This is a genomic window from Nonomuraea sp. NPDC050022 (genome assembly GCF_044460705.1).
Lineage (GTDB): Bacteria > Actinomycetota > Actinomycetes > Streptosporangiales > Streptosporangiaceae > Nonomuraea.
The window spans coordinates 150,487-164,217 of record NZ_JBITKE010000009.1 but is presented as its reverse complement, the minus strand read 5'-3'; the positions used below and the strand labels follow the sequence as shown (position 1 = coordinate 164,217).

Genomic DNA, 13,731 nt, shown 5'->3' with positions numbered 1-13,731 from the left:
GTCGGCGAAGTACGGCAACATAGGGCATGTGCTGTTGATCGACGTGGTACGGGTTTCGGAGGCTGTGACGCGCACGTCCGCCCGGCTCGGCAAGGTCGGCCATCTGGCCGAACTGCTCGGCAGGGTCGGTGCCGACGAGGCGGAGATCGCCATCTCCTACCTGTCGGGTGAGCTCCCACAGCGTCAAGTGGGCGTGGGCTGGCGGACCCTTCAGGATCCGCCTCCCGCCAAGCTCGCCGCCACCGCCACCCTGACCCACGTCGACGCCCTGCTGTCGAAGATCAAGTCCGTCTCCGGCCAGGGCTCGCAGGCGGCCCGCAAGGCGCTGGTCACCGAGCTGTTCGCCGGGCTGACCAGCCAGGAGCAGGCGTTCATGCTCCGGCTGCTCGGCGGCGAGCTGCGCCAGGGCGCCCTCGACGGCGTGATGATCGAGGCGATCGCCAAAGCGTCGGGCGCGCCGTCCGCCGACGTGCGACGGGCGCTCACGCTGCGCGGCTGGCTGCCCGCCGTGGGCGCGGCGGCCTTGACCGGTGGCGTGGCGGCGTTGCACGCCTTCAAGCTGGAGGTGGGCCGGGCGGTCTCGCCCATGCTCGCCGGCAGCGCCCCGAACGTCGCCGCCGCGCTGGAGAAGGCGGGCACCCCGGCCGCGCTGGAGTGGAAGCTCGACGGCGTACGCGTGCAGGCGCACCGCTCCGGTGATCAGGTGCGCGTGTTCACCCGCACACTCGACGACATCACCGCGCAGGTGCCCGAACTCGTGGAGGCTGTGCTCGGCCTGGCCTGCGACGATCTCGTGCTCGACGGCGAGGTGATCGCGCTGCGGCCCGACGGGCGGCCGCACCCGTTCCAGGTGACGGCCAGCAGGGTGACCACCAAGACCGGCGTCCCGCGGCTGCGGGAGGACACCCCGCTGAGCGTGTTCTTCTTCGACGCGCTGCGGGTGGACGGGGCCGACCTGCTCGACCTGCCCTACGCCCAGCGCCAGGAGGTCCTCGGCCGGACCGTCACACCCGCTCTGCTCACGCCACGGCTCGTCACGGGCGAGGTGCCGGAGGCGGAGAAGTACTTCATCGACGTGATCAAGGCCGGCCACGAGGGCCTGGTCGTCAAGTCGCTGGCCTCCCCCTACGCGGCCGGCCGCCGGGGCGCCGGGTGGATCAAGGTCAAGCCGCGGCACACGCTCGACCTGGTCGTCCTCGCGGCCGAATGGGGTCACGGCCGCCGCGAAGGCAAGCTGTCCAACCTCCACCTCGGCGCCCGCGACCCGGAGAGCGGCGGGTTCGTGATGCTGGGCAAGACGTTCAAGGGGCTGACCGACGAGCTGCTCGCCTGGCAGACCGAACGCTTCCTGGAGCTGGCCGAGGGGCCCACCGACGAGTGGACCGTCAGTCTGCGGCCCGAGCTGGTCGTGGAGATCGCCTTCGACGGGGTGCAGCGGTCGCCGCGCTATCCCGGGGGGATGGCACTGCGGTTCGCGCGGGTGCTGAGGTACCGGCCCGACAAGCGGGCCGCGGACGCCGACACGGTGGAGACTGTCCGCTCGCTCATGCTCTGACCCTTTTGGTACGGCTCTGCTCCTGTTGGGATGCCCTCACCTACCCCCAAGGTGACAGAGTCGGCGTTTTCCGGCTGCCCCAAGATCCCCGGCGTACGCTCAGCGTTCTGGTCGACTCGTGACCAAAGTGAGATATTTCACTGAATGTCCCATTAAGTTGTCTTTACTCGCTGTTTGTCGCATATGTTCGACCACGTTCGCGGGGCACCCGCCCCGAGCGAGGGATCGGCCGACGCGCGCCCCCATATCCGCCCCGACCTGGCCTTTCCCTGTCCTGTCCCCTAGCTAGGACTGTGGTTTACCTTGGGCCAGCACTCCTACAACCCGAGCCGTCCGAACCCGGAGAGCCAGAAGAAGGCTCCAGGCAAGCGCCGTTGGGTCACCGTCGCGGCCGGTGCGGCCGTCGTCGCCGCCGCCTCGACCACCGCCTGGGCGGCCGTCGCCAACGACGACGCCCCCAAGCCCACCGCCGCGCTGGACGTGTCGCCGTCCCCCACCTACCCCAGGGCCGACACCCCTTCCCCCGCCCCCAAGACCCCCGAGCCGAACAAGCCCAGCACCAAGTCGGCCGCCCCCAAGCCGTCATCCAGCCCCAAGGCCACCTCTCTCCCGAAGGCCGAAGCCGCCCAGCCGCCGACCAAGCCGGCCGACAAGCCGAAGACCGAGCCGGTACGCAAGGTGAAGACCGAGGTCCACAAGCTGAAGACCCGGGTCCTCAGCTCTGGCACCTGCGGCGCGTCCTACTACGACGAAGGGCAGATGACCGCCAGCGGCGAACGCTTCGACCCGTCGGCCATGACCGCCGCCCACAAGACGCTCCCGCTCGGCAGCAAGGTCCGCGTCACCAACCCGGCGAACGGCGACTCGGTCACGGTCCGCATCAACGACCGCGGTCCGTACGTGGGCGGACGCTGCCTCGACCTCTCGGCGGCCGCCTTCTCCGCCATCGGCGACACAGGGTCCGGGGTCATGAGGGTCAAGTACGAGGTCCTCGCCCGCTCCTGACGCCGAGCCCCGCGGTGCGTTAACCTCCACCCATGCCACACCTGTGTGACTGATCAGCAGCCGCCCGGCGCTTGACCCGCCGGGCATCCCGCGAAGCGATCCCCTCTTCGCCCGTCCGGCCTTTCCGGTCGGACGGCTCGGCTGCTTGGAGTCACCAGGTGTCATCCGTTCCTCCCCGCCTGCCCGGAAACTCGCTGCTCGCGCTGCTGCGCGGCAACCCCGACTTCCGCCGCCTCTTCCTCGCCTCCGCCCTCAGCCTGACCGGCGACTGGTTCACCTTCGTCGCCCTGAACGCCTTCGTCTACCACCGCACCGGCTCGGCCGGGCTGACGGCCCTGCTGTTCGCCGTCGAGTCGCTGCCCGGCATCCTGCTGATGCCGCTCATCGGCTCGCTGACCGACCGCCTGAACCGCCGCCGCCTGCGCATCGCCTGCGACCTGGCCGCCATCGTCCCCCTCGCGGGCCTGCTCGCCGCCTTCCACCTGGAGTCGGTCCCCATGGCGCTGGTCTCGCTGGCGGTGCTGTCGGTGTCGGCCGCGGTGTCGAGCCCGATCCCCGAGGTCGTACTCCCCAACCTCGTCGCCCCCGACCGGCTGCCCACCGCGCAGGCCGCGCTCGGCAGCCTCTACTCCTCCGGCCTGCTGCTCGGCGCCGGGCTGGGCGGCCTGGCCACGGCCGCCTGGGGCAGCACGGCCACGCTGCTGGTCGACGCCGCCTCCTTCGCCGCGTCCGCCGTCCTGATCGCCCGCATCCGCCGGCCCTTCTCCACGGCGACGGAGGCTCGCCGGACGCGCGTACGTACCGACACCGCCGAACTGTGGCGCTTCATCCGCGCCACTCCCACCGTGGCGGCCCTGCTCCTGCTGACGGCGGGCCTGCGGCTGTGCTACGGCGTGGTCGGCCTCCTGCCCGTCTACGCGCTCGAACGGTTCGGCACCACCGACGCCGGAGTCGGCGTCCTCTACATGGCGCAGGGGGTGGGCGCGGTGCTCGGACCGTTCGTGGGGCGGTGGCTGATCGGGAAGTGGCGACCGCTTGGGAAGAGGCGGCTGATCGGGACGCCATCGCGGCGGCGGTTGATCGTGTCGGGTGGCGCACTGGCGGTGTTCGGGCTCGGCTACCTCGGCCTGGCCCAGGCCGGCGGGCTGTGGTCGGGCGTACCCGCCGCCATGGCCGGCCATCTCGGGGTGGGCGCGTGCGCCATCCTGGCCATCAACGGGCTGCAACTGGCCAGCCCCGACCACATCCGCGGCCGCGTGATGGTCACCGCCTTCGGGCTGTCGTCGGGGCTGCAGGGGGTGTCGTCGCTGGCGGTGGCCCCGCTGACCGTCGCATTGGGCATGGCCGGGGCCACGCGCGCGCTCGGCGTACTCGCCGTCGGCTTCGCCCTGGTCTGGCTCTTGTACGCGCTCCGACTGCCTGAACCAGAGGCTCACTGATCGGCGACAGGGCGGATGGTGGGCGTAAGGACATGCGTCCGCAAAGCATCGGCCCTATGCGCTCAAACCCAGCCTGACCAGCGCGTACGCGGGTAAACAGGCATTGGCCGCAAGGCCACGCTCCGCAGCGGGACGCGCCAGAGGCGGCGTCGCGAGGCACAAGTTCCGGACAGACATACGGAGGTGTAGTACCTGTGTCCAACGACTCGATGGACAGGACCGCCGAGCAGGGGAGCTCTGCGGCGTTCGGACCCAAGATGCTGGCGGACATCAAGCCGCCCTTCGTTCCCGACGGCGCTACGGCGATGACCGTCTTCGTCGACTGGCCTCCTGGCCACCCCGGTGCCGCTCCGCACCGCCACTCGGGGCCCGCTTTCGGCTACGTGATCGAGGGCGCGGTCCTGTTCGAGCTCGAGGGCGAGCCGGAGCGCGTGATCAAGGCCGGAGAGACGTTCTGGGAGCCGGGCGGCGACGTGATCCACTACCAGGACGGCAACGCCTTGCCGGACGCGCCGACCAAGTTCGTCGTGTTCATGCTGTGTGAGCCGGGTCAGCCGATGCTCACCTACGTCGAAGAAGAGGAGCTGGCGCAGCGGGCCCACCTGCGCGCCCCGCGTCCCGCCGGCGGCTGATCCACCTGTTTTGATCAGGCGCGCACGTGGGTGCGTACGGACGGCAATGCTGTGGCGCCATGGGCTCAGGGGGCGAGGTTGATGGTGCCTGGGATGCCCTGGCGGGTCATCTTGGCGTACGGGGACAGCGCGCTCGCCTGGGCGAGCAGCGGGGTGGCCGTGTCACGTTCGACTCCGGGCCAGGTCACGACCAGGTCGGCGCGCAGCTCGTAGCCGCCGTCGGCGGGGTCGCGGCCGAACGCGACGGTCACCTCCACGGTGATCGATCCGGGGTCGAGGAGGTGCCGGCGGGCCAGCAGGCTGAGGGCGCCGTGGAAGCAGGCGGCGTACCCGGCGGCGAAGAGCTGCTCAGGGTTCGGGCCGGTGGCGTCGCCGCCCAGCTCCTCGGGCATCCGCACCTCCAGGTCGAGCACGCCGTCGGCGGAGCGGGCCCGGCCGGTGGCCCGGCCGTGGGCGGAGCTGCCGCCGCTCACCACGACGCGCGTGAGGTAGAGCGGTTTGAACGCGGAGCCGCGGTAGTCGTGCTCCGTGGAGAATGTCGGTTCGTTCACCGGTACGCCTTTCAGCGCCACACGGGGCGCCTGCGGTCGGGGGAGGCTGGTCATGGGCGGTGCCAGCGCTGCAACTTGTCGGGGTTCAGCACGATCCACACTGCGGTGACCTCGGCTCCGGCGACGCTCACGTTGGCCACCGCCACGGCTCGGCCCGCCTGGCGCAGGACCAGGCCGGTCCGGCCGTTCACGGACTCGACGGCCACCTCGGTGCCGGGCTGGCCGGTCAGCAAGATCGTGACGAACCGGGCTACCGCGTCCGCGCCGTAGGTGGGGCGTACGGCGGCGCGCAGTTTGCCGCCACCGTCGCTCACGACCATCGCGTCGGCGGCCAGGACCGCCCGCAGGGCCGCCGGGTCCCCCGTGTCGCAGGCCGCGGCGAACCGGCGCGCGACACGATCGTGTCTGGCGAGCATCGCTCGGTCCGGCCTGGGCGGCTGGAGTACCGGACCGGTGCCGGGCTCGGGCCAGCGTGCCAGACCGGCAGCGGGCACGGGCCGGTGAACCGGACGGGCGGTGGTGAACGCTCCGGGTCGCGGTGTGCCGCCGGGGGCGTGGCTCGGGGCGGCAGTGCCGAGCAATTCCAGGCAGAGACCTCCGGCGACCCGCGTCAGCCAGGCGCGCGGCACCGCGATGGCGGCGCGTTCTTCGTCGTCGAGGGCGTACCAGCGGCGATAGGTGTCTTGGACGATCCGGTCGGCCGTCATTTCCGAGCCGAACATCCACAAGGCGATCTCGAGGAGGTGCCGTCGTTCGTCGAGCATCTCCGCCAGCGTCCCGGCGCTCACTTCGGTCATGTCCTGCCGCCCTGTTCTTCCGGTGTCGGCAGTTAAGACCAGGCAGCCGGTCTTGTTGTGACACCACGAGAGGCGAACGTACTGGGCGGCGGCGGACGGTCTGTCAGATCAGCTGGTATGACCGTTCGAAGGCGCCGAGTTTGGCCGGGTTGACGATCCACATGACGTGGTGGATGCCCTGCGGCGAGGCCTCGATGGTGAGCAGGACGACGTCGGTGTGGTTGCGAGGGACGAGCACGCCGGCGCGCCCGTTCGCTTCGACCCACGTCATCTCGGCGCCCGGCCAGAAGCGTGGCGCGTACGCGGCCAGGAACTTCGCCACGCGGTCGCCGCCCAGCAGCGGGAATCGCGCCGCCCCTCTGATGCCGCCGCCGTCGGAGGAGCTGACGACGTCCGCGGCGAAGAGGCCTTCGAGAGCGGCGACGTTCCCCGTCTGGGCGGCGTCGAGGAAAACGGCCAGCAGACGCCGATGCTCCATCTTGTCGATGGGCTCGCGCCGGGCGGCGGTCAGACGTTTACGGGCGCGGCTCACGAGCTGACGGGCGTTGACCGGAGTGAGCTGAAGGATCTCCGCGATCTGTGTGTACGGGTAGACGAAGGCCTCGCGCAGCACATAGGCGGCCCGCTCGGTAGGGGCGAGCCTTTCGAGCAGCAGCAGGAAGGCGAGTTCGAGAGCTTCGCCCCGTTCGGCGCCCAATGTGGGGTCGAGGCTGGTGTCGACGGGTTCGGGGAGCCAGGGCCCTATATAGGTTTCGCGTCGCGAATGAGCGGAGCGAGCGACGTTGATGGCCAGGCGGGTGGTGATCAACGCCAGGAAGGCCGAGGGGTTCTCGATGGTCGCGCGGTCGGTGTTCTGCCAGCGCAGCCAGACTTCCTGAAGGATGTCCTCGGCTTCCACCGCGCTGCCGAGCATCCGATAGGCGATGCCGAACAGGCGCGGGCGCAGCTCGACGAAGTCGGATGCGGCCTGATCGAGCGCGCTCACCCGTTCCAGGGATTCCGCAGGCATACCTACCCCCGTTTCCGCGGCATCGGCGGCTCACGCACCCTGATCGCCGCGCCGGGAGTCGTCCTCCAGCGCCTCGACCGCGTCGAGCAGACCCCGCAGGCCGATCTCCTCGCGCTCGGCGTCCGTCGGATCGAAGAGCCATTCGGTGACCGGCAGCTCGGCAGCCTCCTCCGGACGGCTCGTCTCGGCCAGGATCACCTCTTCCTCGACCTCGACCTGGAGTTCGTACAGGAAGCCGTCGTCGCCGCTCGGAGCGCTCATGATTCCTCCATTCCGGAAGTGAAGACGGGTGGCTACTGGGCGGCGCTCTGCGCGAGCCAGTCGCGGTAGCGGATCTTGCCCAGGGTCGCGCCCTCACCCGGCACCAGCGTCCGCTCGCCCGGCACACTGCCGTAGTAGCGCGCCTGCGGGTCGGCGACCACCGTACGCGGGTCGCCCCAGGCGGCCAGGGCGTCGCGGAAGAACTCGTCCATCCGTGACTGCTCGGGCCCGGCCACCTCGGCCCGGCCGTTCAGCGGCTGCCCCACCGCGACCCGGCCGACCGCCTGCGCGACCTCTTCACCCGCGATGGGCTGGAACCGCACGGGCGCGATCCGTACCTGGTCGCCGTCCGTGGACTGGTCCGCGATACTCCGGATGAACTGGAAGAACTGGGTCGCGTGCACGAGCGAGAACGGGATCCCCGACTTCTCGATCAGCTGCTCCTGAGCGATCTTCGCCGCGAAGTAGTCGTTCTCCGGCATCCGCTCCGTCCCGACCACCGACAGCGCGACATGATGCCCGACCCCGGCCGCCGCCTCGGCGGCGAGCAGGTTGCGGGTGGAGGTCTCGAAGAACTCCATCACCGCGGCGGCCTCGAACGACGGCGAGTTCGACACATCGATCACCACCTGCGCGCCCGCCAGCACCTCCGCCAGCCCTTCACCGGTGAGCGTGTTGACGCCGGTGCTCGGCGCCGCCGCCACCGCCTCGTGACCGTGCTCACCCAGCTTCGCCACCACGTTCGATCCGATGAGGCCAGTACCGCCGACCACGACGACCTTCATGGCACAGCCCTTTCCGTCCGCCGGGGCACCCATGTGCCAACCGGTCCGCCAGCTAAGACAGGGCAGCCTCCGGCCTTGTGACAGCTCCGGCGAAATTTCTTTCTCTGCGCCGCCTGGAGGCGGCCAAGGGCGAGCGGGGCCGCGGGTGACGCCGTCCGTACGTCACTACTCCACGAGCTTTCCGACGCTGGAGACCTCGCGCATGAGCGCGGCGATCTCGGCGGGAATCGGCGGGATGGCCTCCCGCTCCACCGATCCGGGACCGGACCACACCAGGTTGACCTGCAGCGAGGGGTCGAGCTCTGGGTAGTCGGAGCGGTTGTGGCAGCCGCGGGTCTCGCGACGCTCAAGCGCGGTCTCGACCGTCGCGCGGGCGGCGAGCGCGGCGGACTTCAGGTCGAAGGCGTGGGCCAGGTCCTGGAAGCCGGCGATGTCCGGATGTACGCCGACGTCGGCGATGCGCGCCTCCACCGCGGCGAGTTCGGCGAGGCCCTTCCGCAAGCCGCCCTCGTCGCGCACCACGCCGGCATGCTCCGTCATGATGTCGCGGAGGGCTCGCTGCAGCGCGCGTACGTTCTCGGGGCCGTCAGCGGCGAGGAGTTCGTCCACCTCCGCCCGTGCCGCGTCGAGCGCCTCGGCCGAGCGGCGCTGGGCGTCGAGGCCCGCTGAATACTCGGCCGCCTCCTGTCCGACGATGCGGCCGAAGACGAGGAGCTCGATGAGGGAGTTGCCGCCGAGGCGGTTGGCGCCGTGCAGGCCGCTGGCCGCCTCCCCGATCGCGTACAGGCCGTCGACTCCCGTTCCGTGGTCTTCGGGTCGTACCCAGACCCCGCCCATCGAGTAGTGCGCGGTCGGCGCGATCTCGATCGGCTGCTTGGTGATGTCGAGCATCTGCAGCTCCAGAAGCGTCTGATAGACGCGCGGCAACCGCGTCATGATCGTCTCGCGTGGCAGATGCGACACATCCAGCCAAACGCCGCCGTTCGGGGTCCCGCGGCCTTCCTTGATCTCTGTGTACGCGGCCAGGGCGACGCGGTCGCGCGTGGACAACTCCATCCGCTCCGGGTCGTACTTGGACATGAACCGCTCACCGAGCTGGTTGCGCAGGATTCCGCCCTCGCCCCGGGCCGCTTCGGAGACGAGGGTGCCGGCCGCGTTCTCGGGGGCGATGAGACCGGATGGGTGGAACTGCACCAGCTCGGGGTCGCGGATGCGGCAGCCGGCCAGGACGGCGAGGCGGAAGGAGTCGCCGGTGTTCTCGTCCCTCCGGGAGGAGGTGCGCCGCCAGATCCGGGTGTGGCCGCCGGCGGCCAGGATCACCGCGTCGGCATGGATGACGTAACGGCTGCCATCGGTGAGGTCGAACCCGTACGCGCCGAAGACCGCGTTGTCGCGGACGAGAAGGCGGGTGATGTACACCGTGTCGAGGATGGGGACGTCGAGCTGCGCCGCACGGTTGATCAAGGTGCGCTGGATCTCGAGTCCGGTGTAGTCGCCGGCGTAGGCGGTGCGCCGGTAGGTGTGGGCGCCGAAGAAGCGCTGCGAGATTCGCCCGTCCTGCTCGCGGGCGAACGGCATGCCGTAATGCTGGAGGTCCTCGATGCCGCGTGCCGCCCCCTCGGTGACGATTTTCACCGTCTCCGGGTTGGCCAGGAGATAGCTCTCTTTGAGGGTGTCCGCCGCGTGCTGCTGCCAGGTGTCCTCGGGGTCCATCGTGGCCAGCGCCGCGTTGATGCCGCCCGCCGCGAGCGAGGTGTGCGCGTCCGCCTTCGGCCGTTTGCCCACCGCGAGGACGCCGACCCCGCGCTCGGCGAGTTCGATGGCGGCCCGCAGGCCGGCCCCTCCTGTCCCGATGACCAGGACGGACGTGGCGATCCGCTTCTCCGGCACGTGCATGGTGCTCCTTTGGCCGCATGGATGAAAGCCGTTACGGGAGCAAGACCGGGTAGCGGCGTGATTTGTGACATCCATCGAGGTGCTTCCTCGTCACTGGCCTGTCCCCGGAGATAGGCGGCAGGTAATATGCCAGAAATATCCCAAAACGCTCATTAGCTGACAAAAGGGATGCCGGAGCGGGGGCGATGGCAGTGGCTGATCCTGGAGATCTCGAACAGGCGGCGGCGGTGTTCGTCAGTGTGCGGCCGCGCCTGTTCGGGATCGCGTACCGGATGCTGGGCGCGACCGAAGCCGAGGACCTGGTGCAGGACGTCTGGCTGCGCTGGCAGGCCTACGATCGCGCCACGGTGGGCAGCCCGGGCGGGTTCCTGGCGACGGTGACGATGCGGCTGGCGATCAACGCCGCCCAGTCCGTACGCATGCGCCGCGAGACCTGCGCCGGCCCATGGCTGCCCGAACCCGTCGACACCAGCGCGGACCCGTACCTCGGCGCCGAGCGCGGTGAGGTCCTGGAGTCCGCGGTGCTGCTGCTCCTGGAGCGGCTCACGCCCACCGAACGGGCGGCCTACGTGCTGCGCGAGGCCTTCGACTACCCCTACCGGCAGATCGCCGACATCGTCCGGCTCACCGAGCCGGCCGTACGCCAACTGGTCAGCAGGGCCCGCAAACACCTGCTCGTCGAACGCCGCACCCCCGTGGCCAGGGCCGAACAACGCGGACTGCTGACCGCCTTCCTCACCGCCGCCCGCTCCGGCGACCTGACCGCGCTGGAAGCGCTCCTCACCGCGGCCTGGTCGAGCACGAACGGGGGGTCTGCTTCACGAGTCGCCAGAGCTGGAAGGCAGCGGGCCCTGGCGACGCGCTCCGGCGCGGGCCCCGACGGCCGCGGCCATGATCGTGACGGCGACCAGCAGCACGCACCCGGCCGCGATGGCCGCGACCACAGCGGCCACGCCGATCCTCGGTGTCGCGAGCGGCAGTGACAAGATGAGGGCGACACAACCCAGGACCGCCGCGGGATGGATGACGGGCTCGGTGGTGACAAGCGCGTGGACCGCCCACAACGCGGCGAGATACACAGCGGCGGGGATGGCGACCGCGTAGCCGAGGGCCGGCGGCGACGCCGCGACGCCGCGCCCGCTCTGCTCGACCGCCACTTCGAGCCCGGCGCCGAGTGCCGCCAGGGCCGCGAAGATACCGTAATGGCCGTACCCCCACAGGTACGACCGATGACGGCGGTCACTGAGCCCGTCCCCGGCTTCCACGAGGAAGTAGAGCCACCAAAGAGCGAACAGCAGAACGAGGCCGCACCCGGCGATGACGACCAAGGGCGCCCTGACCTCGCCCGTCGCCAGCGCCCCTTCGACTCCCCGGCTCGCGGCCAGGACGCTCTCACCGAGCAGGATGATCGTGAACAGGCCGTAGCGCTCAGCGATGTGGTGCGGGTGCCAGTTGGTGGCTCTGGCCCGTTCCGCCCATAGGGGCACCGAGAGTTCCACGACATCCAGGAGAACGAAGGACAGCAGCCCGAAGAACCAGGGGAAGGCTCCCGTCTCCGCGATCAGGAAGCGAAGCGCCCAGCCCAGTGTCACGAGACTGATGGCGGCGGCGTAGCGCAGCGCGGTGCGGCGGCGCGCCCGGTCCTCGAGACCGGCCCGCAGCCATTGGCCGACGAGCCCGATCCTCATGATGACGTAGCCGAGGGTGACGATCCCGTAGTCGGAGTGACCGGCCGCGGCGGGCACACCGGCGGCGAGGGTCAGCACGCCGGCCATCTGCACCATGGTCAGCAGCCGGTAGGCGACATCGTCGGTGTCGTAGGACGAGGCGAACCAGGTGAAGTTCATCCACGCCCACCAGATCGCGAAGAACACCTGGAGGAACGGGGCCAACCCGGCGAGACCGTGACCGGCGGCGATGCCGTGCGCGAGCTGAGCGGTGACACTGGCGACCGCGATCACGAAGGTGAGGTCGAACAGCAGCTCAAGCTGGCTCGAAGTGCGGTGCGGCTCGTCGATGGGACGAGCGCTCATCCGGACTCGGACTCGGATGATGCTGCCGGGTGGTGGCAAGGTCTCGCTCCTGTTAGCCGCACGACGTCCTGGTACGTCGGAAAAGACAGGGCAGCGGTCCGATCTGTGACAACCGGCTCTGAACTATCCGGGAATCCACTCCTTGCGATGACGTTAGGACGGAGACACCCCGTCACGCCGAATGCGATCGCCGTACTACCCGTCGACGAACGTGACCGTCTCGTCCAGCGGCGCCCGGCCTGTACGGATGTAATCCACCGTGACGTCCTCGAACCCGATCGACATGCCGCAGAAGAGAATGAGCCCCTCCGGAGGCGACACGACCTCAGCGACGGTCTTGCGGAACACCGACCACGCCATCTGCGGACAACTGTTCAACCCCTCGGCACGCAACAGCAGCATGACGGTCTGCAAGAACATGCCGAGATCGGCCCACTGAGGCCGGCCCATGTCACGGTCGATGTAGCAGAACAACGCGGCCGGCGCACCGAACGCCTGCCAGTTGCCGGCGGCGGCCCTCTGCCGCGCCTCCCAATCCCCCCGTGGAATACCGAGCGCGCCGTACCGCTCCTCCCCAAAAGCCGAGCGGCGCTCATAGTACGGAGACTTCAGCGCGGGCGGATACATCTCGTACTCCCGCTCATCCCAAGCATCACCCGCCGCCACCCGCTCACCCGCACGCTTCTTCAGCTCGGCCAACGGCCCACCCGTCACCACGTAGGCCCGCCACGGCTGCAGATTCGACCCGGACGGCGCCCAAGCCGCCGCCGACAGCACCCGCTCCAGCACCTCCCGAGGAACAGGCCGATCGGTGAACCCCCGCACCGCCCGCCTACTCGTGACCGCCTCATAGACATCCAAGATCGCCATCTCCGTTCCCGCCCAACGTGTCTACACAATTGACAGTAGAGGAGCGAAAAATGTGACAACTAGCGGTCAGGCATAACGCCCCGCGACGGTGATCGTTTCCAGGCTCGATCCCCCAGGGGATCCGCCGCGCGGTCGGCCGCTGTGGGCCGGGCCGCTCGACGGGGGTGCTCAGCGGCAAGCGCAGGATGAAGCTCGCTCCGCCGATCGCGGCCTGGTGGACGTGCGGGGTGCCGGGGCGGGCGGTGGCGATGTCCCTAACTGTCAGCGTGGTCTACAGGTCCGCGATGTCGTGGTGGTGGCGTCGGATGTGCGCCGCGAAGGCCCGCATGTATCCGGTCAGAAATTCGGCGGTGGCCGGCACCTGGATGTCGCCCTTGTCGTCGATCAGTTCCTTGCTGAAGTGGATGTAGGCCTCGGGCTGCCCCAGCACCGGGGAGTTGGTGAAGGACAGGATGGTCTTGAGGTGCTGCTGTGCGACCGCGGTGGAGATCGGGCCGGGTGAGGTTCCGATGATCGCGGACGGTTTGCCGTTCAGCACGTTGGATCCATAGGGCCTGGTCGCCCAGTCGATGGCGTTCTTCAGCGCGCCGGGGATGGACCGGTTGTACTCGGGGGTGACGAACAGGAGGGCGTCGCAGGCCTTGATCGCGTCCTTGAACTCCAGGGCCACGGCGGGGTAGTTCGGGTCGTGGTCGTGGCTGTACAGGGGCAACTCGCCGATGGGGATCTCCGTGAGGCGGAGTTCCGGCGGCGCGAGACGGCTCAAGGCCACAGCGAGCTTCCTGTTGATCGACTTCTGGGACAGGCTCCCGACGATGTAGCCCACGGTGTAGGTCATTGCGTTTCCTCTCGATCTATTAACGTGCCGCCGTCGACATCGACGGTCTGGCCGGTGATG

Annotated in this window: 13 protein-coding genes and 1 pseudogene; 5 read left to right on the top strand and 9 right to left on the bottom strand. The window is 69.7% G+C overall.

Going from position 1 to position 13,731, the window contains the following annotated elements; translation table 11 throughout:
• Nucleotides 1–28 precede the first annotated feature (28 nt).
• The 4 genes from ACIBO2_RS36010 (at nt 29) to ACIBO2_RS35995 (ending at nt 4,631) form a co-directional block, all read left to right on the top strand.
• Nucleotides 29–1,555 carry an ATP-dependent DNA ligase gene (locus tag ACIBO2_RS36010; protein ID WP_397302770.1) on the top strand — a complete coding sequence of 509 codons (1,527 nt, stop codon included), beginning with the start codon at nt 29–31 and terminating at the stop codon, nt 1,553–1,555.
• 303 nt (nt 1,556–1,858) lie between these two features.
• Nucleotides 1,859–2,560, top strand: a complete 702-nt coding sequence (locus tag ACIBO2_RS36005) for a septal ring lytic transglycosylase RlpA family protein (protein ID WP_397302767.1) — start codon at nt 1,859–1,861, stop codon at nt 2,558–2,560.
• Between the two features lie 158 nt (nt 2,561–2,718).
• Complete coding sequence (locus tag ACIBO2_RS36000) at nt 2,719–3,999, top strand: MFS transporter (RefSeq protein WP_397302764.1); 1,281 nt, start codon at nt 2,719–2,721, stop codon at nt 3,997–3,999.
• 194 nt (nt 4,000–4,193) lie between these two features.
• Nucleotides 4,194–4,631 carry a cupin domain-containing protein gene (locus ACIBO2_RS35995; protein WP_358557143.1) on the top strand — a complete coding sequence of 146 codons (438 nt, stop codon included), beginning with the start codon at nt 4,194–4,196 and terminating at the stop codon, nt 4,629–4,631.
• Nucleotides 4,632–4,696: 65 nt separating this feature from the next.
• On the opposite strand, the gene ACIBO2_RS35990 is transcribed toward ACIBO2_RS35995, so the two are convergent.
• From ACIBO2_RS35990 to ACIBO2_RS35965, 6 genes are all read right to left on the bottom strand, one after another.
• Nucleotides 4,697–5,182, bottom strand: a complete 486-nt coding sequence (locus tag ACIBO2_RS35990; protein WP_358557140.1) for an Ohr family peroxiredoxin — start codon at nt 5,180–5,182, stop codon at nt 4,697–4,699.
• Between the two features lie 50 nt (nt 5,183–5,232).
• Nucleotides 5,233–5,979: a hypothetical protein gene (locus ACIBO2_RS35985; RefSeq protein ID WP_358557137.1), complete on the bottom strand. Its 747-nt coding sequence runs from the start codon at nt 5,977–5,979 to the stop codon at nt 5,233–5,235.
• A 103-nt stretch (nt 5,980–6,082) separates the two neighbouring features.
• Nucleotides 6,083–6,988: an RNA polymerase sigma-70 factor gene (locus tag ACIBO2_RS35980; RefSeq protein WP_358557134.1), complete on the bottom strand. Its 906-nt coding sequence runs from the start codon at nt 6,986–6,988 to the stop codon at nt 6,083–6,085.
• Between the two features lie 30 nt (nt 6,989–7,018).
• On the bottom strand, nt 7,019–7,249 hold the full coding sequence (locus ACIBO2_RS35975) for a hypothetical protein (protein WP_397302761.1): 231 nt from the start codon (nt 7,247–7,249) through the stop codon (nt 7,019–7,021).
• Nucleotides 7,250–7,281: 32 nt separating this feature from the next.
• Entirely contained in the window at nt 7,282–8,034 is a 753-nt protein-coding gene (locus ACIBO2_RS35970; protein WP_358557128.1) for an SDR family oxidoreductase, read from the bottom strand.
• 165 nt (nt 8,035–8,199) lie between these two features.
• Nucleotides 8,200–9,930 carry an L-aspartate oxidase gene (locus tag ACIBO2_RS35965; RefSeq protein WP_397302759.1) on the bottom strand — a complete coding sequence of 577 codons (1,731 nt, stop codon included), beginning with the start codon at nt 9,928–9,930 and terminating at the stop codon, nt 8,200–8,202.
• A gap of 185 nt (nt 9,931–10,115) precedes the next feature.
• Here ACIBO2_RS35965 and ACIBO2_RS35960 point away from each other — a divergent pair, with 185 nt between their 5' ends.
• Complete coding sequence (locus ACIBO2_RS35960) at nt 10,116–10,913, top strand: sigma-70 family RNA polymerase sigma factor (protein WP_397302756.1); 798 nt, start codon at nt 10,116–10,118, stop codon at nt 10,911–10,913.
• Here the strand turns inward: ACIBO2_RS35960 and ACIBO2_RS35955 are convergent.
• The 3 genes and pseudogenes from ACIBO2_RS35955 to ACIBO2_RS35945 form a co-directional block, all read right to left on the bottom strand.
• Nucleotides 10,905–11,963, bottom strand: a pseudogene (locus ACIBO2_RS35955) (low temperature requirement protein A); the annotation flags it as partial. The gene ACIBO2_RS35960 and the pseudogene ACIBO2_RS35955 sit on opposite strands and share 9 nt — an antisense overlap.
• 195 nt (nt 11,964–12,158) lie before the next feature.
• Nucleotides 12,159–12,833 carry a nitroreductase gene (locus ACIBO2_RS35950; protein WP_358557120.1) on the bottom strand — a complete coding sequence of 225 codons (675 nt, stop codon included), beginning with the start codon at nt 12,831–12,833 and terminating at the stop codon, nt 12,159–12,161.
• A 271-nt stretch (nt 12,834–13,104) separates the two neighbouring features.
• On the bottom strand, nt 13,105–13,671 hold the full coding sequence (locus ACIBO2_RS35945; RefSeq protein WP_358557117.1) for an NADPH-dependent FMN reductase: 567 nt from the start codon (nt 13,669–13,671) through the stop codon (nt 13,105–13,107).
• Nucleotides 13,672–13,731: the final 60 nt, after the last annotated feature.

Excerpts from the sequence above, each read along its gene's own strand:
- ACIBO2_RS35960 (WP_397302756.1), top strand. The coding sequence starts at position 10,116 with ATGGCAGTGGCTGATCCTGGAGATCTCGAACAGGCGGCGGCGGTGTTC.
- ACIBO2_RS35980 (WP_358557134.1), bottom strand. The coding sequence starts at position 6,988 with ATGCCTGCGGAATCCCTGGAACGGGTGAGCGCGCTCGATCAGGCCGCA.
- ACIBO2_RS35970 (WP_358557128.1), bottom strand. The coding sequence starts at position 8,034 with ATGAAGGTCGTCGTGGTCGGCGGTACTGGCCTCATCGGATCGAACGTG.
- ACIBO2_RS35950 (WP_358557120.1), bottom strand. The coding sequence starts at position 12,833 with ATGGCGATCTTGGATGTCTATGAGGCGGTCACGAGTAGGCGGGCGGTG.
- ACIBO2_RS35975 (WP_397302761.1), bottom strand. The coding sequence starts at position 7,249 with ATGAGCGCTCCGAGCGGCGACGACGGCTTCCTGTACGAACTCCAGGTC.
- ACIBO2_RS35965 (WP_397302759.1), bottom strand. The coding sequence starts at position 9,930 with ATGCACGTGCCGGAGAAGCGGATCGCCACGTCCGTCCTGGTCATCGGG.
- ACIBO2_RS35985 (WP_358557137.1), bottom strand. The coding sequence starts at position 5,979 with ATGACCGAAGTGAGCGCCGGGACGCTGGCGGAGATGCTCGACGAACGA.
- ACIBO2_RS35945 (WP_358557117.1), bottom strand. The coding sequence starts at position 13,671 with ATGACCTACACCGTGGGCTACATCGTCGGGAGCCTGTCCCAGAAGTCG.